Origin of the sequence: Psychrobacter sp. Marseille-P5312 (assembly GCF_900291405.1) — a bacterium.
GTDB classification, from domain to species: Bacteria; Pseudomonadota; Gammaproteobacteria; order Pseudomonadales; family Moraxellaceae; genus Psychrobacter; species Psychrobacter celer.
This window is the reverse complement of the sequence record NZ_OLML01000001.1, coordinates 2,411,163-2,428,937: the sequence shown is the minus strand read 5'-3', so window position 1 is coordinate 2,428,937 and position 17,775 is coordinate 2,411,163. Positions and strand designations below refer to the sequence as shown.

The following is a 17,775-nucleotide window of genomic DNA, read 5'->3' as shown; positions in this document are numbered from 1 at the left end:
TCCTGATATAACTCCTAAGATATAGTACTGCTGCGACTTTACTCCTTTATACCAAAAATACAGATAGACTATGAATCAAGCCGTTATCCCTATTCAGTCGGCAACTGCCAACGCAGACGCGCCTGTCATGCTCGTTACTGGCAGCGCCAAACGTATCGGAGCCGCTATTATTAAAGCGGCGCATACTCAAGGCTACCGAGTCATTATCCACTGTCGTCACAGTGAGCAGCAAGCAAAGGCGCTCACTGCCGATCTCAATCGCCGCCGTCCTGATAGCGCGGCGATGATCGTCGCTGACTTAAAGCTGGTCAATGAGCCTAAGCGCCTAAACGACTTTGTAGCGAACATCATATCCTGTTTTGGTCAGTTGGATGTATTGGTGCATAACGCCTCGCGTTTTTATCCTACTCCCCTTGGTAGCACTAATACTCAGCAGTGGGACGAGCTGTTTCTGACCAATGCCAAAGCGCCGTTATTACTCAGTCAAGCATTCTTGCCTTATCTGCAAACTCAGCACGGCTGCATCATTAGCTTGCTAGACATCCATGCTCATGATAGGCCATTTAAAGGCTATAGCGCTTATAATATGGCAAAGGCAGCGCATCGTATGATGGTGCAGTCCTTGGCGCTTGAGATGGCACCTAGCGTACGGGTCAATGGTGTCGCGCCAGGCGTCAATATACTGCCCGACGCTGATAGTGATCAGGCTCTCAATGATGATGAACAAAAGAACATTCTCAGCTCTATACCGATGCAGCGTATTGGTCGCCCTGATGAGATAGCCCATAGCGTGCTGTATCTAGCACAGGCCAGCTATGTCACAGGCGAGATCATCACCATCGATGGTGGACGCCATTTGACTTTGGCAGGTGGTAGTGTTTGATCAAAAAAATAGCTGATTTTGAATAATATCTGTCTGACAGGCTATCTTTTACTTGAAAATTAAAAAAAATCAGGTATCATTATGCGTCTAACGTTAGGGCCCATAGCTCAGTTGGTTAGAGCAGAGGACTCATAATCCTTTGGTCGTAGGTTCAAGTCCTACTGGGCCCACCATCTTCAAACCCTTACAGCCATTGACCTGTAAGGGTTTTTTATTGTCTAAAATTTATGTTTTGGTGTGTTTTAAATAGCCAAAAACACTCTTATGGGCACTATATGGGAACTTCTTATCACGCCGCTTATCAGATATCATAACCAAGAAAATTAACGACATAGGAGGCTGTCATGGCGCGGGTTAAGCTTACAAAGAGGTTTATAGACGGCCTTGAATATTCAGATAAAGCGGACGTTTACCAAGACGAGTTGGTTAATGGTTTTGCGGTTCGCACCAACAAGACAACAAAGACTTACATGATTAGCAAGCGAATTGGCGGCAAGATGATCCGCAAGTCTATCGGTGATTGCTCGGTCATGACATTGCAGGATGCGCGCGAACAAGCCATGTCTATTATTGCTGACTTGATGCAAGGTAAGGATCCGTTCAGCGACGACTCAAAAGATGTGGTGGTCCCAACGCTTGGCGAAGCTTATGAGTATTACATTACTCACAAGCCTGGGCTTAAGCCAGCGACCATAGCCACTTACAACAGACAGATACCTGGCAAGCTTGCCGAGTGGATGGACAGATCGATGAATGAGATCATGCAAAGCAATGTCACCGAAAAGCATTTAGAGTTGACGATGCTCAGCCCATCACAAGCCAACGCTACTTTTCGGGCGCTTAATGCGGTGTGGAATTTCTCGCGCCTGAGTTTTTTAGATAAGACTGAATCCCCTATTATCAAACCCAGCCCGGTTGAGATACTGACAGCCAAAAAACTATGGAATACTGTTAAGCCACGCACCAAGTACCTAAACGAAGATACGATGGGTAATTATGTGCGCGTGCTACTAGATTTTCAAAGCGAAGATTTTCACACCATGCAGCCGCATAGCAACAACGCACGCGATATCATGCTGCTATTTTTATGCACTGGCATACGTGCCAGCGAAGGTTATACCCTCAGATGGGATTATATCGATTTAAAACACGGCACTATGACCATTCACGAAACCAAAAATGGTGACACTTTGCATGTGCCATTAGGTAAAGTCATGTGCGCTATGCTTGCTCACCGTTATCACTACAGCCAAGGCGAGCCGTGGGTATTCCCCTCTCGTTTAAAAGAGTGCGATGGTAACTTGACTGACATATCGAAGCAATACAAAAACATTGGCGATATCGCTGGCATTCATATAACACCACACGATCTGCGTCGCACCTTCTCAACCATTGGTGATATCCTAAACCTAAATATATCGGTCATTAAGCGTCTAATGAATCACAGAGCATCGAAGTCGTCCGACGATGTTACTCTACAGTACATTCAGGTCAGTCAAAAAAGACTGCGTGCCGCTATGAATGATATTGAAAACTTTGCCTTCAGTGAGGCTGGCATGACGCAAGACGAGGTTATCGAAAGATTGTATAAAATACACTAGCAAGGTTTAACTGTAGGGCTTTTTTATGTCTAAATTTAGACATTGAGGTGTAAATTTAGACATTTTTTACCCATATTAGACATTAATGGGTAGGTTTTAGACATTTTTACACCTCGATGTAGCTAAATATAGACAAATAAAAAAACCCCACGCTTAGGTGAGGTCTTTGGTTTAATTATTATATTACTTCTGTTGCTTCATGCTACCTACTTACTCTTAAGGATGCCGCCTAGAAAATCAGGATTACCCTTGCTAGGCTCTCCGACTGCACTTAATTCTAATGAGCACACTTGCAAGACGCCCTCGTTTGGGAATGATGCATCTGACAGCTTGCCCATTACTTGCTTGGCTTGCTCATAACTATCGTAAACCCTCATCGGATACTTATCACCGTTCGCAAAACACAACCCATTTTTTTCATCTTCTGTTAAGTATTGCTGCCACTCGTTGCCATAGTTAAAAACAACAGTATAAAAGCGCAGTTTATTTAAAAAAGAAGGTGGGTTGTTTAAAGCAAGTGTTACTTTGTCACCGTCTTTAGTTGCAGTAGTAGCGCCTTCTGCGTCTTGAAAGTATATGTCTTTATGCTTAGTCATATCATTACTCGCTCAGTAATCGCTATTAGTTAGTTGTCGGAAACAAGTTAGCGTCACTTGCTTTCGGGAGCTACCCTATCCGACAATTAATTATAACAGCTAAACCTAGCTAAGTGTAGCTAAGTGTAGCTATTTATAGGCCACACCGTACAACCATGCCAGCGGCAAGAAGATCACTGTGTAAAGTATCGACAAGGCGATACCAATAACCACGGCAATCACTGCAAGTCGCGCATAGATATCCACTGCGCCCACGATAAAGCGCACTGGATATTCTATAAACTTACTTTGTCTGGCAGGCAAATTATTCTCTTTCGGTGAAATAGTCATCTAACTGCTCCGGTAGTCTCTGACGATCATCGCTGGTAAAGTCCTTCTTATCCAAACGACGCTCTGCCGACTCTTCAATCTTATCAATATCTACATTAAAGTGTTCAGGGTTGCGCTCGTTCCAGGCGTCCATGTCATTATAAAGCTCGTCAACTCTATCGTAGTCCTCTTGATATAGCGCCTCTGTCAACTGTAGAGCAAACTGATTTTGCTTGTCAAGCACCATGTTTTTCATGTGGTACTTCTCGCTACGTTCACGGCCTTGCTGTGCATTTGATGCTGGGTTGAACTGTAACGCACCTTTGATGACAGCATCAGTGCGGTCCATATCCATCACCTTATCGCCTTTTTGGTTGCGATACGCGCCATTGTTCCAAATCTCAATACCTGCTGCCGCATCTCGAACATAACGCGGTGCTGCTATAACGGCTGCATCTTTGTACTGGCCTTTCGTGATCATATCGCCAGCGGTAAAGAAGTTTTCAAAGAATCCGCTTGACGCTCCGATAACTTCTGCCCAATCGCCCTCTTTCGGTCTAGCAAAGTCAGTGCCAGGGATAAAGTTACCCATGCTGGAGCGACCATACATATCAAATCGCGTTTTCTCGCTTAGCAGTCCATACATGAGCGCGTCTGCGTTCTCTTTGCCCAGCTCATCTTGCAAAAAGGCCGTAAGGTTGGTTGCGCGTCCAAATAGGCGATATAGCAAGCCCTCTACAATATCACGCAAATCATCAGTGAATGGTAAGCCTAACGCGCCAGCCAATAAAAACTGCCACGTCATAGCGACTGCGATTGATTTAACTTCTTTATCGCGCCCGTGACGGATCATCTGCTCAGCATAATTAATACTAAACTGCTTAAATACCATAACCAGCGGCCCAAACTGCCCAAGCTTACCAGTACCACGCGCAAGCCCTGAGCGATTGCCCTTGTTGTAAACCCCTTGCGTCTGCTGAATGATTGATACCGCAAAGTCATAACGGCTATTAAAGCCTTTCGCTCTCAGCTCAGTATCACCCATTGTCTGAGCGGCTTTAAAGGCGGCTATCATAGTGCCACGACGGTTGATTGTCTCTGACACCTCAGCGGCCCAACCAGCGGCACGCGATAAATTGCCCCATAGACCGCTAATCACGCCAGCCTTGCCGCGCTCAAGCCCACGGATCATCCAGATATTTTGCGGATCAAGATGACCCTCACGAGTCATGCGCAAGTAGTCCTCTTGTCTCACCCATGCCGGCAAGTGATCCTCAAAACCCTTCCAGTTGGGCGTGGCGTTGCCTGTGACTTTTTTGCCAAGCTCAAACGTCGCTTTGCCTGCGTACTTAGCGACAATGCCTAGCGCCTGCGTCATGTCTCTATGCGCACGCGCTGCACCAACATAAGCGGTCAGCTTAGGTATGGTCTGAGTAAGCGGCTGAGTAAGGTTGAGCGCCATAAATGCAGTAGAAAAACCCATGTAGTAATGGAAGAGCAATCCGCGCACGCCTGCAAACTCTTCTTGTGGATTTTCCATGTTAGCAAAGACGTTCTGCGCCTCGCCTTGCAAGTTACCGTCCTCAATCTTTTGTATGGCGTTCTCAATCTCGCCATTGTATAAGGCGCGACCGCTGTAACGCGCATTACTCATGACGAATGATGATAGGACTCTTGGCAAGTCCTCACTATACCCTGGCACTTTTTTACGATGAATCAGGCGTTTTAGTGCGCTTTGGTTGCTAACTGCTACTTTGAGGTACGCTTGATAGGCACCGTCATTATCAAGTCCAAGCTCAGCGGCAAATAGCTGTACCGTCTCAGGGGATAGCCCTTTATTGGTAAATTGCTTAAACGCATCGGGGTTAAGCGTACCAGTACCGACCTCAAAATCATTCTCGTCATACTTTTCTTTAAGCTCTTTGATGGCTTTGCGCTGTTGGCCTTTGGTTTCGTAAAGCTCGAACAAGTCCAACTCGCCTGTGGATTTATCACGCACCTCAACGGCATAGTGTCCAAAACGCATCAATGGCGCATAGCCTTTTTCAACAAGGTCATCGTACTTGACCGCGATGCCGTCCATCACATCAAACACTTCATCTAATTGGTTTTGTAGGCGTCTCTCTGCGGCTGGCGTGATACTGCCAGACTGAGCCAGTCTTGCCAACTCATCGACCATGTGTTGCTGTAATGCTAGTTTATGATCAATGGGTGCGAGCTCTGCTAGCTTTAATCTATTGATGGTATGGATATTTATCAGCTTAGTGCCTTTAGCCAATGATGATAGTGTATCGACTGTCATGTGACTCACAGACGAGTCAATAGCAGCGCGAGCACGGCGGTACATATCCTTTTGATTTTCATCAAGATTAAACCTTGTCTCAAGCTCGCTATCCGTCCATACCTCATCTGCCATCGTACCATCAAACAAAGCACGACTGACCTTATCGATTGCTTCTTTGCGTTTGCCCACCATCAGCCTGGTGTCCCATATCTCAGGCATATACTCTTGAATACGTCCTGCTTCGTTGTTCTCATAAGCAATACGCGCCTGCACATTCTCAAAGAACTTTTTGAAGCTTGGGTTTAACATGCCGACGTGTAGCGGTGTGGCTAGATGACGACGCAGCAACAAACTCAAGTTAAACTTAGATGACAGCGCGGTAGCTGCTGATTGCTTAGCGGCATCAATCGCTTTTTCTTTCGCGGTGGTTGGGCTGGTGTCGATGCCTAAATTTGAATAGCGACGGCTAAAGCGGATATCAGGATTGTTAGCGTCAAACGTGCCAATATTATTGGTGGCTGATTTGATTTGTTCTGGATCAAAAACTATCCATGAATCATCAGCTTTTACCTTATTGTCTTGCGTGGTACCGTCGTGGGTGTTTGCATAGACTATACTGTCATAACCCAATTCATCCTTTAAGAACCTAGCAACTTCGCTATTAATAGCCATAGCCTTTTTGTATGCCTTCTTCTGACCTTCTGGCGTATTTAGGTCCTTCGCTGCTCTATTCTCTTGAGCAAAATCGCTTATCTTCTGCTGCAAGGATGCTGGCAAGTAAGAAGAAATGCCAGACTCAAGTAAATACCACTCCGGGTCTTTCCACGATCTAGCGTCTTTCAGTCGCAATGGGTTCTCAGCTTTCACATAAAGCGGCATTAGTTTGAAGTCGCCGCCTTCTTTTTGCTCGGCTCGGCTGTTAGCCTGATCTTCTGTACCAACATGAATACCTACGTCAGATGCGCTGAACGTATTAAAGTTAGCATTGGTGCCGTGATAGACCACAAGCGGCTTACCGTTACCATCTACCACCTTGCTATCACCAAACCATTTTTTAAACGCTGGCGTGGCTGTTTGGTTGGTGGATTCCTGACTATACTGCGGCATTGCTGCGGTATTATCCATGCCAGCAATAGTCACGCTATCCATACTCTGCTCTGCCAAGCGCTTAACCATGCGTTCAGCTAACTGCACCATATCATTAGGTGTCATCTTTAACTGCACGCCGGTATGATTGCGAACCCATGCCCGCACGCCAGCCATAACGCGATTCACAAAGCGCTTGATAACTGCCAGTGGACCACCGCGCTCAGTGGCTTGCGCATACTCAGTGATGAGATACGGGATATATTCATCGCGTGCTTCACTAGCGCTGTGTGTGCTTGCCTCTGCGCGCTGCTTGGCTCTTACTGCATACTTGTTACCGGACTTCACTAGGCCATAGAAGTTTTCCATAAGCCCCATGTAAGTTTGGGTTGAAAGCATTGACTGAATACCAGCATGACCGCCAAGCTCATGAAGCAATGTTGCAACTACTGTTTCTGGGGTTAGGTTATCGGCAATCAGCGTTACCTTGCCGTCATAGTAAAAGCCTTCTGCATCACTTGGGATAAGCAATCGACCGTTGTTATCAACAAAATCATTGAGCGTGCGCACTCGTAGCTTGCCAGCCTTAATAAGCTGGGCGACTGCTTCTTTACCGAAACGATCTTGCAGCAAACTAATGACTTGCTTGGCTGTGGTGCCAGTCAATCCTTTGGCTGGGTTGGCTTTAGAGAACTTAGGCTCCTCAGTACCAGGCACGCGATCTTCTTCGGTAAGGCCGTTACCTTCACTAGCAGCTTTTAGCAACTCTGCTTCTGTTGCAAGCTCTTCTTCAAGCGCTATCAGCTCGGCTGTTTTCTCATCAAGCTCTGTTTGTGCGTCAAACGACTTGCCAGCACGACGCTCAAAATTTGCAGCATCAGTCTGCGCCTGCTCGATAACCGCTTCGACCTTGGCTTTATAATCAGCCAGCTTGTTGACACGATTAATGATACGAGTGGTCAGACCATCAGGCCGTGTATCTTTCACATTGTCAGTATCAAATAAGGCGGCATCATCTGCTTTTGGGATATTGATATTGGCATCTGCGTAAAAGTTACCACCGCCCATCATCACGCCATTGTAAACCACGTCATATCCAGCAACGGTTCCTAGTACCTGCTCGCCAATATGGTAGTCTTTAGCATACTTATTGTATTCAGCGATAATCGCTTGCCCAAACTCTGTACGGTTATCGAAAGACTTACTGCCAACCTTACCTATCACGTCGCCTGTCTCTACTGTTTTATGAGTAGGTAGCAGCTTATTAATGGCGTCTAACTCTCGCTCGGCTCTGGCCAGTGTTTGACGTGCTTGCTTGGCTTGACTTTGGTTTTTAAACTTCTCGTTTTGAAAACCTGATAGCTGACGGTTTAGGCGCTCAACATCTTGTCTGAGTCCTGCCAGTTGTAACGAGCGCGGATCGCCTGACGACAATGCAGATGCTTGCTCAAACGCACTGGCCTCACTCACATCGTCCATGCTGCGAACAGTCATATCACCGCGCATGGCTTGCTCAATGAAACGTGCTTTACGAGCGACCATTGACCACATGGTACTGTCATAACTGCCTTTGGTGGCGTAAGCTCTGATAACCACTTCTTTGTTTTGGTTGCCCTGGCGAATAATGCGGCCTTCACGTTGTTCAACCGACGCTGGGAACCAAGGTGCATCAAGGTGGAATAAGTGCGTCAAACGCTTCTGCGCATTAACGCCTGTCTCCATGTCCTTACCACCGATCATAATACGCTTACGGCCTTGACGCATATCATCAAACAACTTACCTTTTTTGGCGTGGGTTTTGTTGTCACGCATAAAGGCAATATGATCAGGATCGACGCCCAAGCGTACAAGCTCGTCAGTAATCCACTGTTTCATATCAAAGCCGCGACTGGCTGCTGACTGCTCACCAAGTCCGATGTCGGTAAACATCATTAGTGCGCCGCCGTTTATATCATCGACTGCGCCATCAGTCATATACTCATTATCGGCAGTAGCGTGATAAGCTTCTGCCATATCTCTGATAACAGTATTGAGCTTGCTATTAGGGTCGCTAGGTAATGTTGGGTCAACAAAGCGCATATCGATAGCACTAAAACGACCATCACCGATAACGCTTAGGATAATATCGTCACCTTTTTCTGGCTTGCCACTGCGCTTGCGTATGGCTTCGATACGTGCGGCAAGACTGGCTTGATATTCCTTGAACCCATCAGGCGTTGGTATAGCCACAACCTCTCGACCACCTGTTTTTACTTCAGGACGTGTCACATAATCCGATAAGTCATTACTGGTCAATACGTCCATGAATGAGCGCACACGGCTCATCAGCTCCGGCACGTTGACAAATCTTGCAAAGCGCGGCACGACTTCATAGTTACCTGCTGCGTTCTGCTCTAAGCCCTCAACCACTTCACCAAACTGGTTAGCCCAACTGTCAAAATGATGTAGGCCGTCTTGCTCTAGCTGGTCCGGCTGGAAGTAGCGCTGAATAGTATAAAGCTCGCCCATCGTATTGGTGACTGGCGTACCTGACGCACCAACAAAGGCACGCGACGGATTATTCTCTCTGAGTAGCTGTAGCTTTAAGTCTAAATCCATCGCCTTTTGCGAGCCTGCCGGGTCAATCCCCTTAATATTACCCATCTTGGTGACAAAGTTTAGCTTGCGAAACTCGTGCGCTTCATCAATGTATAGCTTATCGACGCCCATATCTTCAAAGAATACCGCACCGTCTTTCTCTTTGGCGTTTAGTATGTCCTCTAGGCTGCGTTCTAAGCTCTCTATATTGCGCTCAAGCTGCTTGACTGATATGCGATTGTCACCGTCGCTCGCCTTAGTGAGTTCAAGAGCCGCGCGCCATTCTGCGATCTTATCTTCTAAAAAGGCTTTTTTAGTATCAGGCTTTACACCGATACGCTCAAAACTTGAATGAGTGATGATGATAGCGTCTGGTGTGTTTAGGGCTGCTTGTGCCACAAACTGCTTGCGATTATGGGTATGGAAGTTCTGCTCATCAGCGACCATGATATTAGCGGCAGGATAAAGCATTAAAAATTCTTGGCTAAACTGGTCCAGCATGTGATTGGGTACCACAAACATAGGCTTGTTGATCAACCCTAAGCGCTTCTCTTCCATTGCAGCCGCAATCATCGTGAAGGTCTTGCCGGCACCAACGGCGTGATTCAGATAGACATCACCCTGACGAATGACACGGTAGATACCGCGTTTTTGCGGTGCGCGCAGTTGTATCTTGTTTGACATGCCAGCCAGCGTTAAGTGGTCGCCATTGAAGGTAGGTGGCACAATATTGTTATACGTCTTGTTGTAGTAGTCGGCAAGCTCTTGCGCGCGCGTATCATCAGACCACAGCCAATTCTTAAACTCAGTCTTAATCTTGCGCGCCACTTCGTTAGCAAGCTCGGTTGCCACTGAGTCGATATAGGTACTACCATCGGGCGACTTGCGAGATATGCTAATCTTTCTACTATTTAAGATAGACTCGACCAGCTGAACAGCGCTTCTATCTGCTGTTGAGTAGTCAGATGACTTTGAGGTACCGCCCACATCCCATAGCCCAACTACCGGAGAATACTTGGCAGTTACATTGGCGCCTAGCACCTGCTGACTAAATTCATTGATCACACTGCCTGGGATCCATGCCGCACCCATATTGCTTGCAATGTCGTTCGGTGCGATAGGTGCTGGCTGGACCGCTTTTAATGCCGCGACGTTACGGCTATAGGATTTGTTGGTTTTAGCTGCAATCTCAGCTTTTTTGAGTTTATCAACTACATTGCCGGATAAGTAGGTTTCTGCCAAGTCCCATTGCTTTGACTGAGGATCGTTGTAGATTTGCTCGCCTAACTCTTCAATGATTTGTGGCTCTGTCTTGCCTGTTAGCGCGGCAATACGCGCAATATCCAACACACCTTTTTCATCAAGCGTATAGACCAGGGCGTCTTGTGTGCTCTTAATAGTAGGTGCTTTCGGCTTACGCAAGCTGCGGCCTTCAAAGAAGCTACCCTTAACCACGGTGCCTTTGCCATCATCAATGACATTCTCAAGCGCGCTTGCCAGCACGCCTTCAACATCGAGGAATAAGCGCTGCTTATTTTTAAAGCGTTTGGTCACTGTGGTGGTGCCGTCAGCGTTCTCGCGCTCGCTAACACTGTGCGCCATTAGTCGCCCATGCTTCTTAACAAAGGCGTCGTACACCTCATTTAGATTAGCGAGTGAATCTTCCCATGTGTCACTGTCTGTTAGCTGGTCACGCTGCGCCTGTTTAAGTGCGTCACGCACGCCCACATAGTCGGTCATAAAGGCAATGTCTTTGGCGCTTAGGTTGATAGCCTTACCGTTGGTGCCGTAACGCTGGGTCAGCGGCTTACCCACACCATCAACCACACGCATAAGCTTGCCGTCTTTTAGGTAAACGCCACCCTCTTTGTTAGCGGCACTGGCTGGATCGTAATCCAAATCCATCACCTTGACTGCTTCTGCTTGGCTGCCGCGCTGTGGATTGAAAACGTCTTTAGGTAGCTTGGCAATAGCATTATCTACCTGTTTGGCAAAGTCGCCTTTGTTTGGGGTGACGGTATAGGTATCACCAAACCGGCCACTGACAATAGCGTGCTCACCTAATACCATGTCTGGATTATTAACAAAGTATTCATTAATAGCGGTAGGTTTTCCGCTGGCCTTGATAGACTTCACGCTTGCCCATGCGGTATCACTTGGCTGCTCGCCCTCGTGACGTTTGCGCAAAAAGATAATATCGGTGACAACCTCGGTGCCTGCATTTTCTTTAAAGGCAGTCTGCGGCAAGCGAATAGCGCCGATAAGGTCTGCTTGCTCTGCTAGGTACTCACGGACGCTGCTACCCTTTTTGTCCATCGTGCCTTTTGAGGTGACAAACGCCATGACGCCGCCAGGCTTTAGCTTATCCAGCGTTTTAGCAAAGAAGTAATCGTGTAGCTGCATTGATTGTTTGGTGCTGTTCTTGCCGGCGCCTTTATAGTCAACGCTAATACCCGCAAACGGTGGATTGCCTACCGCCACATCAAAATGATTGTCTGGTAGTTTGGCTTTGATATAGTCATCAATTCTCATGCTAGACTCAGGATATAGCTGCTGTGCGATACGCCCGGTGATTGGGTCCAGCTCCAATCCCACATAGGTGCTGCTATTGGCAAGCTTGCTTGGCATTAGGCCGTTAAACACACCAATGCCGCTGGCAGGCTCTAGCACCTGACCGCCTTTAAAGCCAAAACCTTCTAAGGCTTTATAAATACCATTAACCAACACTGGCGGTGTGTAGTGGGCGTACTGAGTGGTACGGCGTGCGGTGTCGTACTCGCTATCAGTGAGTAGTGATTTTAGTTTTTCGCCAAGTGCTCGCCAGCTATCGGACTTATATTTGCCGGTATCGGGATTAGGAAATATGCCGTTAGCAATCTCGCTTGATCCCCACCCTGCATACTGCGCTAATAGCGCTTGTTCGTCGCTGGTGGCCTGTCTGCCCTCACTATCCAGTTGTTTTAATAGCTCGATAATATCAACATTGCGTTCAGCGACTTTTTGCCAGCTTAGCTTGCCACTGGTTTGATCGGCGTCAATAACATGGTTTTTAGGCTTTACTGTAGGCGTCGCATCTGACGCTTGAGCTGTTCTATCATCTGATTCAACGCTGTCTGCTCGGCTGCTGCTATCATTTGCACCTGCTCGCTGACTCGCTGCTGCGGATTTTGAATCTGCATCACTTGGGTTAGTATCTGATCTGTCGCTACGTCCATCGACTGCATCCACGTCGCTAGTAGATTTTGCTTGAGCTGATCCAGCGTTCCATCTTTTTTCATCCGCTTGGTCAAACTCGCGTATTCTGTCGAGTTCAGCACGCGCTCTATCGTCTTGATTACTTGTTCCGGTGTCATCGTTACTATCCTCGTTTAATTCTTCTACCGTCTTGAATTTGTCAGCGCGTCGGCTCACATCATAGGCAGGACCTTCGCTACCTAGATTGATGCCTACTGGCTCGCTTGCCATAAAGTTACCTTCTGGCTTTGATCTTATACCGTTTTTATCTTCATAGATAGGTTCGCCATCCATGTTTTCACCAACAAATAGGCGCTTGTCGTCACCCACGTCGATAGATTCTGGGTGTTTGGTTTTGGCCGCCAGTTCTTCTTTGGTTAGATAGCGATTTTCTCTTGGTTGCTGCTCGATGCCAGTAGGGGTGATCGATACCGTTTCATTGTTGAATATACCGTATTCTTCAATAGCACGTACACCACTTTCATTTTCATAAAGCGGTAAACCCGCCTGATTTTCACCTATAAAGGTTTTCATTTGCGGGCCACTGCCTACGGTTTGCGGATATTTTGACTGCTCTGTCTTGGCAGGCTCGCTTGCTGGTTTAGTATCAGATGCTTTGTTGCCAGTAAAACCTGCCTGCTTATCTCTATCCTCATAAGCTGCATCAATAAGATCTTGGTATCTCCCTGCTTTTGAATCTAAGAACCGACCTAATGTCATTTTACGCTTAGCATAATCTATAACAGCTTGCTCAACATCCATAATATTTTGCCTTGCTTCACGCTTGGCTTTGTTGGCTGCTGCCTGATCGTCTTGATTGCGCGTGCGCTTGGCTTTTATCTCTAAGCGTTCCGATTTCTTGAACACAATATTAGAGACGTTAGATAGCGGCATACCAAAAACCTCTTGTACCGCCTTTTCGTCGCTGGTCAAGGCTGGGCTGACTGGCTCTGCCATTAACTTATTAAACTCAGCGCGGCTATCTGCTTCGCTGGTCATGCCCTCGCTATCTAATCCCGGATAGTCACGGGCGCTATTCCAAAAAGACAGTAGATACGGCTTAACCTCTGGCCCTACGTCCTCCATCATCATCTTGGCATAATCCGCAAACTTGCGAACACCGCTTTCTATGTACGCGCCTGCCAGCGTTATGCCGTCCATTAGTATTTCGGGGTCTAGCCCTGAGTTAACCTGTGTTAGCTTGGATTTTAGACGAGCGCGTGCCGCTGCTACTTTATCTTCAGTGAATAGCTTGTTATCAGCAAAGCGGCTTTTAGGCTCTGCTGTCGCATCACTTTGTTTTTTAGCTTTCTTCGCTGCGGCTCGTTTGGCTGGCGCTGACTGCACACCAGTTGGTGTAGAAGGTGTGGTACGACTGCTGGTTAGCTCTGCAAACTGTTCGTCAGTGATGTTTTTGCCTGATGATTTCTTGGTCGCGGACGGTACCTCAAAGTCACCCACGCCAGAACCAAACATACTATTAAACTCGGCAATACTGCGCTTTTGGGGTGAGCGTTTCTTACCTGCTAGCGGCGAACTTGCGTCAGGAATAAGAAGCGTGCTGACTGATTCTACGCCGCCGCTACTATTAAATTCGACATCAGTGATCTTGTATTCATTATTATTTTTCGCTACAACTCTATCGCCTACAACCAACTTCCGATTAGAGTCATCTTGTTTTTCCGGTGCTGTTTCCGGTTTCACTACAGAAGACTGAGGCGGTTTTACTGGGCTGGCGGGCACTGTTTCCGGTTTTGCTACATCGGCTTGAGGTGCTGCTTGTGCCTTCGGCAGTATCTCAAAACGCTTGCCAGCCTGTACCACCTCATGCGTATCGCTAATACCTTTCTTGTCAATAAACGCTTGCGCCTTATCCTGCTTACCGAACCACTTAGCCTTTCCGTCCTTACCGATAGCGACATCTTTGTTAGGTGCTGGCTTAGTTTTTGCCACTGGTGTAGGCGTACTGTTGTTTAACGAGCGACCTTGTATTTCATCGACGCGATTAGCAAATGCTTCAAACTCTGCGTCTGTGCCGCCATACTCACCATTTTCGTCAAGCGACAAGCCTAACTCGTTTGCTGCCTGCTCTTGTGCCTGTGCATAACTTGGTTTTGCTGGCGCGTTCGGTACAATCTCAAAACCACCGCCTTTTACCTGTTTAATGGTCACGCTGTTAGGATCAAGCTTTTGTTTTTTGATAGCAGCTTTGGCGGCGGGCTTACTCTTGTAGATATCTTTATCATCAGTAGAAGCTATGCCTGTCTGTTTTGACTTTCTGCCTGTTATATCAACCTTGCGCTTGCCTAAAACCTCTTTAGCAAACTGACTATAGGCTTCACTTGACTCCATTGCGTCATAAGCGACTGGATTATTAAAGTCAAACTCTACATTCATTTCCTCACGTATGGCGTTTTCGGTTTCTTCCTGTGAATAAATGCGGCCCTGAGCATCTAGCTTCTTGGCAAAATATTCTGCCAAGCCTTCACGGTCTTTAGGTGCTACAGTCTTAGATTGCGTCGGCACCGGAATATTGATAGTAGGGTTTTCATCGGTAAGCTGTGTGGCTGTATCTGTCTCTACTGGTGCTACTGGCGTGACAGTCTCTGCTTGTGGCTCTGCTTCTACTGGTGCCGCTGGTGTTTGTTCGGCACGCACTGGCATGGTTAAACCACTAGCAGTAGGTGCTACTGATTGCTGTGATTGTGGCGCTAATGGCGGCTCACTGATAGGCTGCGCTTGAGTATCGCCACCTGCACGTCTTTGACGTACCGCATCAAGCTGTCCAGTCATCCACTGGTGCAACTCTTTTTGCACGCCCTCTGGCATAGACTGCCAATCAGCCTTAGCGACGTTCTGCTCAACCTGCCCGCCAAACGCATCCGCGATTGCTTTCGCCTTGGCTGCGGCCGGCATGGTGCTATCCCAAAAACGCGCTAAGTTAAAAGGTGTGCCATCAGCACCGACAACGGTAGTATCAAACGACTCACCCTCATAAGGCTGTGCAAGCTCTGCACGCTTGGTAATCGCGGCTTCTGCTTCTGCACGCTCAATCTCACGCTGTTGCTTTGCTTGCTCGATGGCTTTACGTTCACGCTCTGTTTTAGCGGCTTCTGCTGCCTGCTCAATTTCGGCATCAATCTGCGCCTGCTGTGCGCGCTGTGCGGCTATGTAATCGTTAATCGTTGCGCCTGTACCTGCAATCGCTTGTTGCTGCTCTGCGAACGCTGCATCTTCCACCTTGGCGGCTGCTCGGCTCACAACTCCTGATAAACCCTGTTTGTTCTCACCGCGCTTGTTGTCATACCACGCTTGCGCTGCTGCTAGTGACTCTTCAACTGGCTTGTCGTTACTACCATCTTCAATCGCTTCATCAAGTGCTGCTTGCTCTGCGATAAGCTCAGCGATCTGCGCATCTTGCGCGTCAAGCTCTTGTTCGCTAGGTTGACTATCAACGACTGGTTGTACTGGCGCGGCTGGCGTGCCGTCTGGGTTTAACGCATTCTCAAATTCTTGTTCGCTTAACTCCGTCGCGCCCTCGACTTGACCATCAAAATCGCTATCAAAACTGTTGGTTGGGTCAATGCGTGGTGCGCGACGTGCTAGCGACGTGCGAGGAATGCCTACTTTTTCTGCCTCGGCTGCCATAGCATCAAGGGTGCTGCGAGCTTCTTCCACACGCGCCGTTAATGCTTGCCCTTCTTCTGATCTTGGTGATACTGTTTGAATCTGCTCTTGTAGCTGCGGTATTTGTCCTGCAACCTCCGCATAGGTTTGCTGCGCGGATTTGAGCTCATCTTGTGCCTGCTTAAACTTTGAATTGCGTGTACCGGCATAGGTGGCACCGCCCATCAGACCGCCTAAAATACCACCCATTAGGACCGCTTCTGTGTTCTGTGCGGTGTCAATCTTGTCTTTTACGCCCACATCAACGGCTGCTTTTTGAGCCACATAATCGGTGTAACCTTCTTGCGCGCCTTCTTCAGCGACGTTAAGACCAGCAATACCCACACCAACGGCTGCTGGTATTGCATACTTGCCAGCCTTGCTTGCATCAGCGCGCGCCGCAAGCTTGTTGAACACCTTTTGACCCCACTGGCTCACCGCACCGCCTGCGGCTCGGTTGGCAGTGAATGAGCCGACGCCTGGCGCCATCATGCTAAGCGCCAATGTTGCAAGGCCGACGTTTTCGCCTGACTCTTCGGCAATCTCGCTGATTGTCTGATCACGCGCTTTCGCGTGCGCCTCATCCTCACTCATGCCAGCTTTGACGTTTTTGTCAAACATACCTTTGTAGATATCTTGCGAGCGTTCAGCGTTGGCAAGCTGCTCTGACGTTGCATTTTCCAGCTCGTCTTTGGTGCTATCACTACCATCAAGATAAGCTTGTGGGTACATGGACGCACCAGCCACACCATAAGAAGCGGCTGCCGTTGCTTTGGCACCTGCACCTGCCGCCTGAACACTTTTAGCGGCTGCACCGGCTGCCCCAAAACTGGCGGCAAGTGACGGCACCTGCTCAACGGCTGATACAGCAAGCTTTTGTGAGAAGTTGCCGTTCTGCTGAATATCGCCATACGCCTGATAGACGTTATTAGATATATCATCTTCATAGCTTTCTAGCGCTTTTGCGCCACGGTCAAAGATACCACCGTCGTCATTCTCGCCCACGTCAGCGGCAAGCTGTAATGGTGCGCGTAACAAACGTGATGAACCAGTAGCAAGTGCACCGCCCACGGCTGATACTGTGTCACGGGCTGCGTGTGCGGCTGCCTGAGTACCTACCGTATCATTACGGATAGACTCATTGGTGCGGTACTCGTTATCAAGCTCGCGCTGCGTTTGATTAGGCTTGCGTAGCGTACCAATTTTTTGTTGTACTTGCGCTTTGGCGGCCTGCAAGTCTTGATAGTTTTTATTAAATAGGCTTTCATAAGTCTGATTGTATTTTGGGCTGCCCGGCTTTAAGTGAGGTGCACGCGCTCTTAGCTCTTGCTTGAGCCTGGCCTCAACTTTAGGCTTCCAAGTTTTATTTTCCCACTCGCGCAAGGCTTTGGCTGCCGCCTTTTTATCTTCATTGACGTAGCTTTTATTAGTGGCCACATCAAAACCTTTTGATACTGCACTGCGGCTATCGCGAGTCTTGCGCTGCTTTTCAACGGCTGAACTAGCAATACTAAATAATCTATCGTTTAAGCTCATGTT

Annotated in this window: 5 protein-coding genes and 1 tRNA gene; 3 read left to right on the top strand and 3 right to left on the bottom strand. The window is 47.9% G+C overall.

Translation table 11 applies throughout. The features are described from left to right. Positions 1-70 precede the first annotated feature (70 nt). From C6W44_RS10515 to C6W44_RS10505, 3 genes are all read left to right on the top strand, one after another. Positions 71-883: a pteridine reductase gene (locus C6W44_RS10515; protein ID WP_105245477.1), complete on the top strand. Its 813-nt coding sequence runs from the start codon at positions 71-73 to the stop codon at positions 881-883. A 96-nt stretch (positions 884-979) separates the two neighbouring features. Continuing rightward, positions 980-1,056 (top strand) — tRNA-Ile (locus tag C6W44_RS10510). Positions 1,057-1,227: 171 nt separating this feature from the next. Next, positions 1,228-2,484: a tyrosine-type recombinase/integrase gene (locus C6W44_RS10505; protein ID WP_105245475.1), complete on the top strand. Its 1,257-nt coding sequence runs from the start codon at positions 1,228-1,230 to the stop codon at positions 2,482-2,484. Positions 2,485-2,690: 206 nt separating this feature from the next. Here C6W44_RS10505 and C6W44_RS10500 read toward each other — a convergent pair whose 3' ends face one another. The 3 genes from C6W44_RS10500 to C6W44_RS10495 form a co-directional block, all read right to left on the bottom strand. After that, positions 2,691-3,080 carry a hypothetical protein gene (locus C6W44_RS10500; protein WP_105245473.1) on the bottom strand — a complete coding sequence of 130 codons (390 nt, stop codon included), beginning with the start codon at positions 3,078-3,080 and terminating at the stop codon, positions 2,691-2,693. 129 nt (positions 3,081-3,209) lie between these two features. Further along, entirely contained in the window at positions 3,210-3,410 is a 201-nt protein-coding gene (locus C6W44_RS13420; RefSeq protein WP_158676721.1) for a hypothetical protein, read from the bottom strand. After that, positions 3,385-17,772 (bottom strand): PLxRFG domain-containing protein, encoded by a 14,388-nt coding sequence (locus C6W44_RS10495; RefSeq protein ID WP_105245471.1) that lies wholly within the window; start codon positions 17,770-17,772, stop codon positions 3,385-3,387. Before C6W44_RS10495 ends, C6W44_RS13420 begins: the two co-directional genes overlap by 26 nt. Between the last annotated feature and the right edge of the window lie 3 nt (positions 17,773-17,775).